Raw genomic sequence first — 12,625 nt, 5'->3', positions numbered from 1 at the left:
ATGGCAACTTTTTTTATTCCCTAACTTTAAGTATAAAAACAGTTGCATTTTTTTACCTTTGTGACTCACAATTTATAACTAATATTAATTTGACTGGACTCGTTTACAAATCTACCGGAAGCTGGTATACCGTTAAAACCGATGACCAACAAATCTTTGAATGTCGTATCAAAGGAAAATTCCGAATGAAGGGCATCAAAAGTACCAATCCAATTGCGGTTGGCGATGTGGTAGATTTTGAATTAGACGAAAATTCGGATGCTGTTAGTGGTGTTATCAATAACATCCATGATAGAAAGAATTACATCGTTAGAAAATCGGTGAATCTTTCTAAACAAACGCATATTATAGCCTCCAATATTGATGTTGTATTTCTTTTGATTACCATTAATAATCCACCCACAACAACCAGTTTTATCGACCGTTTTTTAGTAACAGCTGAAGCTTATGGCATCGAGGCAGTATTGGTTTTTAATAAAATGGATACTTATGATGAAGGCATGCGTGACGAGCAATTGTACTTGCAGTATATTTATTCGGACATAGGATATAAATGCATAAAAGTCTCCGCTTTAGAGCAAAAAGGGTTAGATGAATTAAAACAAATGATGACCGGAAAAGTCAGTATGTTTTCAGGACATTCCGGTGTTGGAAAATCAACCTTGGTCAATGCTATGGAACCAACTTTAAATCTAAAAACCAAAACTATTTCGGAGCAAAGTAAGCAAGGTCAGCATACCACTACTTTTGCTGAAATGTATGATTTGTCTTTTGATGCCAAAATTATAGACACGCCGGGAATCAAAGGATTTGGGATTGTAGACATGCAACCCGAAGAAATCAGTGGTTATTTTCCTGAGTTTTTTAAGCTTCAGGATCAGTGTAAATTCAATAATTGTCTTCACAAAGAAGAGCCGCATTGTGCTGTCAAAAAAGCTTTGGAAGATAATAAAATTGCTTGGTCGCGCTACAACAGTTATCTCAAAATACTCGAAGGCGATGACGAACATTACCGCCAAGATGTGTACAATGATGACCGTATTGCTAGCGATGAAACTAGAAAATAGTCAAAAGTTGTAAAGTCACAAGATAATTAGCTTTCGACTTTCGACTTTTTAACTTTAAGACTTGAAACATGAAAACAGTCATTCAACGCGTTTCCGAAGCATCCGTAACTATCGAAGGAATTAGAGTAGCTCACATTCAAAGTGGATTACTTGTCTTGGTTGGTTTTGAAGAGGCAGATAGCGTTGATGATTTGGATTGGATGACCGCCAAAATAGCGAATCTGCGGATTTTTGATGACGAAAACCACGTTATGAATTTATCACTCAAAGAGGTTGATGGTGATATAGTAATCGTTAGCCAATTTACGCTTCATGCTGCCACCAAAAAAGGAAACCGACCCTCATATATCAAAGCTGCCAAACCTAATAGTGCTATTCCGTTATATGAATCCTTTGTCGAGAAAATGGAAACTATATTAGGCAAAAAAGTCCAAACAGGGAAATTTGGCGCTGATATGAAAGTAGGCCTGCTGAATGATGGTCCGGTAACCCTAATTATGGACTCAAAAAATAAAGAGTAAGGTTGTTAATGAGAAGCTAATTTTTCTATATTTGGGAAAATTTCGCACAAATGAAACCAAGTATTTTATCCATTCTCTTTCTTTTGATTTCTCAACTGAGTTTCGGACAAAAACTGGATTATTCCATTTTATCTATTCCGGATAGCTTAAAGCAAAATGCTAATGCGGTTGTTCGTTTGAATAAGGTAACTATTGATATTAGCTCTCAAAAATCAATGACGATTAAATCGTTTAAGGTTGTCACTGTTTTGAACGAATTGGGGTTGCGTAATTTAGATTTATCTGAAAATCATGATAGAAACAGAAGAATTTCCCAAATAGAAGCTACAGCGTATGATGCTTTTGGTAAGGAAATAAAAAGGTACAAAAGAAAGGATTTTAGAGATGTTAGTGTAGCAGATGGGTTTTCGATTTTTAGTGACAACAGAGCCTTATATTTAGATTATACGCCTACATCCTATCCTTTTACCATAGTAATGGAAACAGAAATTCAAACTTCAAACACAGCTTTTATTTCCCCATGGTTGCCAATAGATAATTATTTGGTGAGCACAGAGAAAACAGTATACGCCATTCAATTCAAACCTGAACTAAACTTAAAAAAGAAAGAAGCTAATTTTTCGGGCAAATATAAATTTGAAAAAGAAGAGACCACTTCATCAATAAACTACTCCGCTCAAAATTTAGTGGCAGTCAAACGAGAAGAGTTGAGTCCAAGTTTTGTGGATATTTTTCCAATAGTATATTTTGCACTTGAGCGCTTTTCTTTAGAAAATGTAGAAGGCGAAGCATCAGATTGGTCCGAATTTGGTAAATGGATGTATGACTCTTTATTGTCAGACACTGAAGAAATTCCGGAACAGACCATTTCTAAAGTTAAGGGATTGATAGGGAATGAAAAAAACCCCATTGAAATCGCTAAAATCGTTTATAAGTATGTACAGGAAAAAACACGATATGTAAGTGTTCAGGTTGGGATTGGTGGTTGGAAACCTATGTTGGCAAAGGATGTAGACAAGTTGGGTTATGGTGATTGTAAAGCATTGACAAATTACACCCGTTGTTTGTTAAAATGTGTTGGTGTTCCATCGTATTATACTGTAGTGTATTCTGATGATGATGAAACAAGAGATTTGCAAAGTGATTTTGCTTCTGTACAGGGAAATCATATTATTTTGTCACTGCCAGTTGATGATACTTTGGTTTGGTTAGAATGTACCAGTCAAATTCATCCTTTTGGCTTTCAGGGCGATGGTACCGATGATCGAAATGTGCTGCTAGTAAAACCTGAAGGTGGCGAAATCATTAAAACAAAAATTTTCACAGAAAAAGATAATTTACAAATAGCGAAAGGAACCTATCAGATTAGTGAAAACGGCGATTTGACGGGTAAATTAAAGATAGTTTCGAATGGATTGCTTTATGAAAATGAGTTTGTCAAAGAGCGAATGAGTAAGGAAGATCAAATCGATAGATACAAAGAGGAATTCAGTAACATCAACAATCTAAAAGTAAAAAAAATTAGCTTAAATAATAATCCAAAAACTATAGAATTTACAGAAGATTTAGAATTTGATGCAGAAGGATATGCTCAAAAATCAGGAGAAAAATTACTTTTTGCTCTGAATGCTTTTGATCAAAATTCATTTGTTCCGAAAAAATACCGTACCCGTGAATTTCCATTTGAAATGGATCGGGGCTATACCAATGAGTCTGAAACAGAAATCATCATTCCAGCCGGATTTACAATAGAAGCAAAACCCAACGGTCTGGAGCAAGATACCGAGTTTGGCTATTACAAAATCGAATTCAATTTAACAAGCCCAACTACAATACTTTGTAAAAGAAAACTGGTAATCAAAAAGGGGTTTTATGACAAATCCAAATATGAAAATTACAGAAAGTTTAGAGAAGCGATAGCCAAAACAGACAATTCAAAAATAGTAATTACAAAAGCCTAATACCATGAAAAAAATAGTCATCACTACATTTTTATTGATAAGTACAATCGGGTTTGCTCAGAAATACGAACTTGGTAAAGTAACGGTAGAAGAACTTAAGGAAAAAACATGCCCAATAGATACTTCAGCTGCTGCGGCTGTATTATTTAGTATTGGTAAATCTTATTTCTCACTTACAACCGATAGAGGATTTGAATTGGTTACAGAAAAGTATGCTAAGATTAAAATCTATAAGAAAGAAGGTTATGACATGGCTAATCAAAGTTTTATGTTCTATGCCAGTGGAAATGAAAAGATTGACGTTTCAAAGGCATTTACCTACAATTTAGAAAATAATAAAATTGAGAAAACCAAACTTAGTAGCAGCGGAGAATTTATAGAAAAAGTTAATAAGTATTGGTCGAAGAAAAAAATCACCCTTCCTAATGTTAAAGAAGGCTCAATAATAGAGTTTAAATTTGAAGTTAGATCTCCTTACATTGACATTCCTGATTGGCAATTCCAAACTAATGTTCCAGTTGTTTATTCAGAGTTTACCACAGTTATTCCAGAATACTACATTTTCAACAAACAATTAAAAGGGTATTTAACCCCAGTAGTCAAAACCGAAACCAATACAAAATCGGAATCTTTCACTACAAAAGATCGTTCAGAAGGACTTCTTACTAAAACAACTTTTGATAGTGAAACAATTTCTTATCAAGAAGTAAAAACCATATATACACTTCAAAATATTCCAGCTCTAAAAGAGGAAAACTATATCAATAATATCAATAATTATAAAGCTACAATTTTGCATGAGTTATCGGGTAAAAGATTTCCAAATCGTCCTTATGAAAACTTTGTAATGAGTTGGGAAGATGTCGTAAAAGGGGTATATGACAGCGAAAATTTTGGATCTGAATTGAATAAAACTGGCTATTTCGAAAAAGATGTTGATGCGTTACTCGCTAACACCACAACTCAAGATGAAAAAATAAGTGCCATTTTTAATTATGTTAAATCCAGAATGAACTGGAATGAATATTACGGAATGTATTGTGATGATGGTGTTAAAAAAGCTTATCAGGATAAAAAAGGAAATGTTGCCGAAATCAATTTGATGCTAACAGCTATGTTGCGCTACGCCGGATTTGAAGCCAACCCAGTAATAATAAGTACACGTTCACATGGCATTGCACTATTTCCAAGTAAATCAGCTTTTAACTACGTTATTTCGGGTTTGGAATTAAACAATCAGATCTTATTAATGGATGCAACCCATAAATATTCATTGCCTAATATATTGCCGACTAGAGATTTAAATTGGTTTGGCCGAATCGTTAGAAAAAACGGGAGCTCGACAGAAATTGATTTAATGCCAAAATCAAACTCCAAAGACATTGTAAGTATTATGGCCAGTATCAACGCAAACGGTGAAGTAAGCGGAAAAATCAGAGATCAATATTTTGATTATAATGCTTTAATTTTCAGGCAGATTTATAACAATATTGCCAAAGACAGTTACATTGAAAAACTAGAAAAGGAACATCAAGGATTGGAAATAGGCGAATATGAAGTGCAAAACAGCAATGACATATCAAAACCAATAGTTGAAAATTATCGCTTTACAACTACAAATGCTGTAGAAATTATTGGCGATAAAATGTATCTGTCACCGTTTTTGTTTTTTGCCAAAACAGAAAATCCTTTTAAACAAGAAAATCGTGAATATCCAATTGATTTTAGTTATCCTTATCAGGATAAATTTAATATAAGTCTTTCTATTCCAGAGGGATATGTGGTCGAGGTTTTGCCGGCGCCGAAAGTGGTTTCAATGCCTGATGAATTGGCCAATTTTAAGTATAATATAACTAACAATGGCAACCAAATACAGCTGCTTTATACATTAGATATCAATCAAGCTATTATTGGAGCTGAAGTATACGAAGAGTTAAAAGCATTTTACAAAGAAATGATTAACAAACAAACTGAAAAAATTGTCCTTAAGAAAGTATAAATGAAGACAAAGCTCCAACAGACAATCATTTTTTTAATTTTAATCTCTTATAATGCTTTTGGACAAAAGTCAGAATTAGATAAAGTTACGAAAGAAGAATTGCTTGAAAAGCGCTGTCCCAATGATACCAATGCTGCAGCGGCTTTTTTATTTAAAAAAGCAAAAACTAAATTTAAATACGCTATCGATAATGGATTTGTATCTTATACGGAGTTTCAGATTAAGCTAAAAATTTACAAAAAAGAAGGACTAAAATGGGCCAATTTTAAAATGCCCTATTATGTCGGATATGAAAAACTAAGTGACGAGTCCATACAAATTGAAAGTGCATATACTTATAACTACGACAACAAAAAAATAGTAAAAACGAAAGTTACTAATGATGGGAAATTTGTAGATCAGATTAATGAATATTGGAAAGTAAAATCCTTAGCATTCCCCAATGTAAAAGAAGGATCGATAATAGAATTAAACTATATTTTGAAAACGGAAAATATTGAAACGTTACCCGAGTTTCAATTCCAATATGATATTCCAGTGAATAACATGGAGTTTATTACAGAAATCCCGGAATTCTATATCTACAAAGGAATAAAGAAAGGATTTGTCGAAATTACCGTGGAAGATAAACTTGAAAGAGCTTCTCAAAATTTTAACAATAAACACGGGCAAACCAATTCCTTTGGTTACAATCAGATAAAGACAAAGTACTCGGCAAAGAATATTCCTGCCATCAAGGATGAAAGCTATGTGAATAATATTGATAATTATTTGGGTGAAATTGATCACGAATTGCAAGTAATAAGAATGCCTGAAGAACAACCCAAGCAGATTGCTACAACTTGGGAATCGGTAGCCAAATCTATATACGAAAACAAAGATTTTAACGAAGCGATAAGTAAGTTTGATTACTTTTCAAACCAAATAAAAGTACTAATAAACGGTATTTCATCGGAGGAAGAAAAAGTAAAAAAGATTTTCAGTTTTGTGAAAAACACCATGAATTGGAACGGAAAATATGGTTATTATCCTAGGCGTAAAATGGAAATAGCCTATGCAGAAAAGACAGGAAATGTGGCCGAGATTAATTTGATGATGGTCTGTATGCTGCGAATGGCCGGAATAGATGCGAATCCGGTTTTGGTCAGTACCAGAGAAAATGGCTTCGCTTTGTTCCCCAATCGCACTCTTTTCAACTACGTAATTGTTGCTGCCAAAATAGGCGATAAGAATGTTTTAATGGACGCAACGGATAAACTCTCAGATGTAAATATGTTGCCGATACGGGCTTTAAATTGGGAAGGTAGGTTAATTAGAAAAGATGGGACTTCTCTAGAAATTGATTTAATGCCTAAAAATAACTCGAAAGAGATTATCAATATCATGGCAAATATCAACCAGCAAGGAGTAATTTCAGGAAAAATACGGAAACAGTATTTTGACTATAACGCTTTTGTATTTAGGGACAAATACAACGGATTGTCTAAAGAGAGCTATTTGGAAAGCCTGGAAAAGAAAAATCAAGGTATAGAAATAGAGGAATATGACGTTCAAAACAACCTCAATCTTGATTTACCAATAACAGAAAATTATAAATTTTCGGCAACGAATTCGATAGAGGTTTTAGGAGATAAAATGTATATAGCACCATTTATGTTTCTGACACTGATGGAAAATCCACTTAAACAAGAAGCAAGACAGTATCCTATAGATTTTGTGTTCCCAAATCAAGAAAGATTCAATATTAGTTTGACTATTCCTGATGGATATGTTATGGAAACACTACCACAAGCAAAAGCGATAGCTTTACCCGAAAATTTGGGTAATTTTAAATATAATATCTCGAGTAACGGTAACCAAATTCAGTTGCTTTATACTCAAGATATCAATCAAGCAGTTATTGGTGCTGAATATTACGAAGCTTTGAAAAACTTCTTTAAAGAAATTGTCAATAAACAAACCGAAAAAATAGTATTAAAAAAAGCATAAGGATGAAACAAAAAATCATTACTTTTCTAACAGGATTTTTACTCTACGCTCTTGTATTCGGAATCTTTATGTATTATACTGAAGCTAATAAAGATGTTCTGAAAGCGTTGTATGCAGGCGTGTTTTTTGGAATTTTTATGGGATTGTTTGAAGTATTCATCAATCCAAGAATTAGAAGTTACTTTGCAAATAAAAAAAAGAACAAATGAACCTAAAACATTCCCAACTCGAAGTAGATAATTGGATTAAAAACCACGGTGTACGCTATTTTAATGAGCTGACCAATATGGCACAACTCACCGAAGAAGTGGGCGAAGTAGCCCGAATAATTGCTCGTCGTTACGGAGAACAATCCGAGAAAGAAAGTGATAAAAATAAAGACCTTGGCGAAGAATTGGCCGATGTGGTTTTTGTAGTCTTATGTCTAGCCAACCAAACCGGTATCGATTTACAGGCTGCCTTTGATAAAAAAATGGATTTGAAAACCAACCGCGACCACGACCGTCATCACAATAACGAAAAGCTTAAATAATTGTGAATTATGAATTGTGAATTGTAAATGAAAAGGGATATGAGTGAAAATGTTATTAAGACTAAATCATTTGGCTTTGCTTTAAAAATTGTTCAATTATACAAGTTTCTCCGAACTAATAAAAAGGAATTTGTTCTCAGCAAACAATTACTCCAAAGTGGAACTGCAATTGGGGCTTTGGTTAGAGAAGCAGAGCAGGCAGAGAGCAAACTAGATTTTATTCATAAATTAGCTATTGCTCAAAAAGAGGCTAATGAATCAGACTATTGGTTAGAATTACTTTTTCAGTCTGGATATTTAGAGGAAATTCAATTTAACTCTTTAAAGTCTGATGTAGTTGAAATCAATAAAATTCTGGCATCAATTATTATATCCACAAAACAAAGAATTGGAAAATTATGAACTTACTACTTAATTCACAATTCAAAATTTACAATTCACAATTGAACCTAACAGGAAGCAAATCGGAAACCAACCGATTATTGCTGCTTCAGGCTTTATATCCGAACCTGATTCTGGATAACTCCTCTAATTCCGATGACTCCGAAGTAATGACTAAAGCATTACAAAAGTTTCAACTTCCGAATAATGACTTCCAGCTTCCAACTTCCAGCGTCCATTTAATTGACATTCACCACGCCGGAACCGCCATGCGCTTTCTGACAGCGTATTTTGCCATTCAGGAAAAAAGAGAGGTAATTGTAACAGGCTCATCAAGGATGAAAGAACGACCCATTAAAATCTTGGTGGATGCTTTACAACAACTTGGCGCCGAGATCAGTTATGAGGAAAAGGAAGGTTTTCCACCTATAAAAATCAAGGGGAAAAAATTAACCAAAAGCGAGGTTACCTTGGCCGCCAACGTCAGCAGTCAATACATCTCTGCGCTTTTATTGATTGCACCCAAACTCGAAAACGGATTAGAATTAATAATAGAAGGCGAAATTACATCGGTGCCTTACATCAAAATGACCTTGGGCTTACTCAACGAAATAGGCGTAGAAACTTCATTTGAAAATAATAAAATCAAAGTATTTCCTAAATTCATAATTCCTAATTCAAAATTCAAAATTGAATCTGACTGGTCCTCGGCTTCCTATTTCTATTCCATTGTAGCACTGTCAGCAGTCGGAACCACAATCACGTTGTCGAGCTACAAAAAAGAGAGCCTTCAAGGCGATTCCGTTTTAACTGAAATCTATAAAAACTTCGGAGTAGAAACTATTTTTAAAAGTGATTCCATCATGCTCTCAAAGAAAGAAATCAAAAATCAAAAATCGGAAATCCTAAATCTTCAATCATCTCCCGACATCGCCCAAACCATAGCTGTGACCTGTTTCGGATTAGGACTAGGTTGTCACTTAACCGGTTTACATACCTTAAAAATAAAGGAAACCGACAGGCTAGAAGCTTTGAAAACCGAATTGTCCAAACTTGGTGCGATGATATCCGTAACCAATGACAGTCTAACTTTAGATCCATCAGGTTCTAATTTTATCATGACGAGGAACGTGGCAATCAAAACCTACCAAGACCATCGTATGGCCATGGCATTCGCACCATTGGCACTAAAAACAGACCTCATTATCGAAGAAGCCGAAGTGGTTTCAAAATCCTATCCAACCTTTTGGGAAGATTTAAAAAATATTGGCTTTGTTATAGAAGAAGTATAAAAAGTCGGGATGACTGGATTCGAACCAGCGACCCCTAGCACCCCATGCTAGTACGCTACCAGGCTGCGCTACATCCCGAATTATGTTGCAAAAATAGAAAAAATAAAAATAAACAGCAAAACACTTGACAACGCCTATCTCACGATAGTATATTTGCACACGATTTGGATATAGCAGTAAAATCCTAAATACCAAATCTAAAATCCTAATTCACTTATATGAAATTATCTCATTTCCAGTTCAATCTTCCAGCCGAATTATTAGCGGAATTCCCAGCAGAAAACAGAGACGAATCCAGGTTAATGGTAGTCAACAGAAAAACCAAAACCATAGAACACAAAACATTCAAAGATATTATTGATTATTTTGATGATGGTGATGTGATGATTTTGAACAATACAAAAGTTTTTCCGGCTCGTATGTACGGAAACAAAGAAAAAACAGGTGCAAGAATCGAAGTTTTCTTGTTGAGAGAACTAAATGCCGAGCAACGCCTTTGGGATGTTTTGGTAGATCCTGCTCGTAAAATCCGTATCGGAAACAAATTATATTTTGGAGATGACGATTCTTTAGTAGCTGAGGTAATCGATAATACAACCTCAAGAGGAAGAACGTTGCGTTTTCTTTACGATGGTTCGTACGAAGAATTCAGAAGAAAACTAACCGAACTAGGTGAAACACCAATCCCAAAATACATCAACCGTGAAGTAACCGAAGAGGATGCGGAACGTTACCAAACAATTTATGCCAAAGAAGAAGGCGCTGTAGCAGCACCAACTGCTGGACTTCACTTCTCAAAACACCTTTTGAAACGATTGGAAATCAAAGGTATTGATTTTGCCGAAGTAACCCTACATGTTGGTTTGGGAACCTTCAATCCGGTTGAGGTAGAAGATTTGTCAAAACACAAAATGGATTCCGAAGAGTTAATCATCACTCAGGAAGCCTGCGATATTGTGAATAATGCCAAAATCAAAAAGAAAAAAGTATGCTGCATCGGAACCACTTCTATGCGCGCCATCGAAAGCTCCGTATCTTCAGCAAGAACACTAAACACCTATAATGGCTGGACGAATAAATTCATTTTCCCACCGTACGATTTCAGCATCGCCGATTGTATGGTAACCAATTTCCATACCCCAAAATCAACGTTATTAATGATGATTTCAGCTTTCTGCGGTCACGATTTAATGAAAAAAGCCTACGAAGAAGCTATCAAAGAAAAATACCGTTTCTATTCTTACGGCGACGCGATGTTGATTATCTAACGATTGATTGTCACACTGAGCGCAGTCGAAGTGCTAAATATTTAAATGAAATCCCGACAGCAATGTTGGGATTTTTTTATGAGCACAGCCTTTGCTTATCAAAGGATATCTACTCCCGCTATACGCGCTACATGGTAGCCAGCTACTATCGGGGCTAGTGTTCATGTTTGTTGCTTCTATCAGGGCTAAACTCATTCTTCAGTTTAAAGAATTACTCTTTTTCTTGGCTCTTTCTTCTTTCTTCTTTCTTCTTTTTCTACTTTTACGCCACAAACAAATCAAACATGACGTTTCAAAATACACTCGAATTTGCACAACAACTTGATGCTCAAGACGAATTAAGACATTACAGAGATGAATTCATTTTTCCACAGCACAATGGCAAAGATGTAATTTACTTCACTGGAAACTCCTTGGGATTACAACCCAAAAGAACCAAAAAATATGTAGATGATATCATGAACGACTGGGCAAACCTTGCAGTTGAAGGTCATTTTTATGCCGAAAAACCTTGGTGGGATTATCACGAAAGATTCGCCGCTCCGTTAAGCAAAATAGTGGGAGCAAAGCCTTCGGAAATAACGGTAATGAATACCTTGACTGTAAATTTGCATCTGCTGATGGTTTCGTTTTATCAGCCTAATCCAAAACGCTACAAAATCATCTGCGAAGAAAAGGCTTTTCCATCAGATCAGTACATGTTCCAAACACAAGTTGCTTTCAGAGGCTATAAACCGGAAGACGCCATAGTAGAAATTAAAAGAAGAGACGGCGAACACAACATTCGTTTGGAAGATATTGTGGCCAAAATCAAAGAAGTAGGCGATGAATTAGCCTTGGTATTAATCGGTGGTGTGAATTATTACACCGGACAGGTTTTTGACATGAAAACCATCACCGAAGCCGGACATCAAGTAGGAGCGCTCGTTGGTTTCGATTTAGCTCACGCGGCCGGAAATATTGCATTAAACTTACACGACTGGAATATAGATTTTGCCGCTTGGTGTTCCTATAAATATATGAATTCAGGTCCCGGAAATGCGTCGGGTTGCTTTATCCACGAAAAGCATCATGCCAATAAAGACATAGCGCGGTTTGGCGGTTGGTGGGCGCAAAACAAAGAACGTCGTTTTAAAATGGAACCTACTTTTGATCCTATAATTGGTGCCGATGGATGGCAGGTAAGTAATTTACCAGTATTGTCTTTAGCACCCTATTTAGCCTCAGCGGAAATGTTTGCCGAAGTAGGAATGGAAAAACTAATTGCTAAACGAAATCAAATCACCAGTTATTTAGAATTCATTCTCCACGAAATCGATAAAGATATTGACGGTACCGAATTTGAAATCATAACACCATCTAATCAAGCAGAACGAGCGTGTCAGCTATCAGTTTTTCTGCACGGACAAGGAAGAAGCTTATTTGAATACCTGATGAAAAACGGAGTGATCACCGATTGGCGCGAACCCAATGTTATCCGATTGGCACCCGTTCCGTTTTATTGTTCATATACAGACATGTACAACTTTGGACAAATGTTAAAAGAAGGAATTTTATCGCTGAAATAATTTGATTTCTGCAAAACAATTCGTTGATTTGTAATTCATTATTAACC

11 protein-coding genes and 1 tRNA gene are annotated in these 12,625 nt (G+C 35.4%); 11 read left to right on the top strand and 1 reads right to left on the bottom strand.

Annotated features, from left to right (window positions below):
- The first annotated feature begins 89 nt into the window (after nucleotides 1-89).
- The 9 genes from rsgA to aroA all read left to right on the top strand — a co-directional run bounded on the left by rsgA (nucleotide 90) and on the right by aroA (nucleotide 9,742).
- On the top strand, nucleotides 90-1,067 hold the full coding sequence (rsgA, locus tag ACULEU_RS12350) for a ribosome small subunit-dependent GTPase A (protein WP_445452873.1): 978 nt from the start codon (nucleotides 90-92) through the stop codon (nucleotides 1,065-1,067).
- A 68-nt stretch (nucleotides 1,068-1,135) separates the two neighbouring features.
- Nucleotides 1,136-1,588, top strand: a complete 453-nt coding sequence (gene dtd / locus ACULEU_RS12345) for a D-aminoacyl-tRNA deacylase (RefSeq protein ID WP_445452872.1) — start codon at nucleotides 1,136-1,138, stop codon at nucleotides 1,586-1,588.
- Nucleotides 1,589-1,638: 50 nt separating this feature from the next.
- Entirely contained in the window at nucleotides 1,639-3,549 is a 1,911-nt protein-coding gene (locus ACULEU_RS12340) for a DUF3857 domain-containing protein (RefSeq protein WP_445452871.1), read from the top strand.
- Nucleotides 3,550-3,553: 4 nt separating this feature from the next.
- Nucleotides 3,554-5,548 carry a DUF3857 domain-containing protein gene (locus ACULEU_RS12335; protein ID WP_445452870.1) on the top strand — a complete coding sequence of 665 codons (1,995 nt, stop codon included), beginning with the start codon at nucleotides 3,554-3,556 and terminating at the stop codon, nucleotides 5,546-5,548.
- Nucleotides 5,549-7,537 (top strand): transglutaminase domain-containing protein, encoded by a 1,989-nt coding sequence (locus ACULEU_RS12330; RefSeq protein ID WP_445452869.1) that lies wholly within the window; start codon nucleotides 5,549-5,551, stop codon nucleotides 7,535-7,537.
- A gap of 2 nt (nucleotides 7,538-7,539) precedes the next feature.
- Nucleotides 7,540-7,746, top strand: a complete 207-nt coding sequence (locus ACULEU_RS12325) for a hypothetical protein (RefSeq protein WP_445452868.1) — start codon at nucleotides 7,540-7,542, stop codon at nucleotides 7,744-7,746.
- Entirely contained in the window at nucleotides 7,743-8,069 is a 327-nt protein-coding gene (locus tag ACULEU_RS12320; protein ID WP_129435168.1) for a nucleotide pyrophosphohydrolase, read from the top strand. Before ACULEU_RS12325 ends, ACULEU_RS12320 begins: the two co-directional genes overlap by 4 nt.
- Before the next feature lie 39 nt (nucleotides 8,070-8,108).
- Nucleotides 8,109-8,471: a four helix bundle protein gene (locus tag ACULEU_RS12315; protein WP_445452867.1), complete on the top strand. Its 363-nt coding sequence runs from the start codon at nucleotides 8,109-8,111 to the stop codon at nucleotides 8,469-8,471.
- Complete coding sequence (gene aroA, locus ACULEU_RS12310) at nucleotides 8,468-9,742, top strand: 3-phosphoshikimate 1-carboxyvinyltransferase (RefSeq protein ID WP_445452866.1); 1,275 nt, start codon at nucleotides 8,468-8,470, stop codon at nucleotides 9,740-9,742. Before ACULEU_RS12315 ends, aroA begins: the two co-directional genes overlap by 4 nt.
- 4 nt (nucleotides 9,743-9,746) lie before the next feature.
- On the opposite strand, the gene ACULEU_RS12305 is transcribed toward aroA, so the two are convergent.
- Nucleotides 9,747-9,820, bottom strand: a tRNA-Pro gene (locus ACULEU_RS12305).
- Between the two features lie 140 nt (nucleotides 9,821-9,960).
- Here ACULEU_RS12305 and queA point away from each other — a divergent pair.
- A complete protein-coding gene (gene queA, locus ACULEU_RS12300; RefSeq protein WP_445452865.1) occupies nucleotides 9,961-11,010 on the top strand; it encodes a tRNA preQ1(34) S-adenosylmethionine ribosyltransferase-isomerase QueA in 1,050 nt (349 codons plus the stop codon).
- 284 nt (nucleotides 11,011-11,294) lie between these two features.
- On the top strand, nucleotides 11,295-12,578 hold the full coding sequence (gene kynU, locus ACULEU_RS12295; RefSeq protein ID WP_445452864.1) for a kynureninase: 1,284 nt from the start codon (nucleotides 11,295-11,297) through the stop codon (nucleotides 12,576-12,578).
- Nucleotides 12,579-12,625 lie beyond the last annotated feature (47 nt).

The sequence above is a fragment of the Flavobacterium sp. 25HG05S-40 genome, assembly GCF_052654735.1.
Note: the sequence above shows the minus strand (reverse complement) of the source record. Positions and strands in the feature narration are given on the sequence as shown.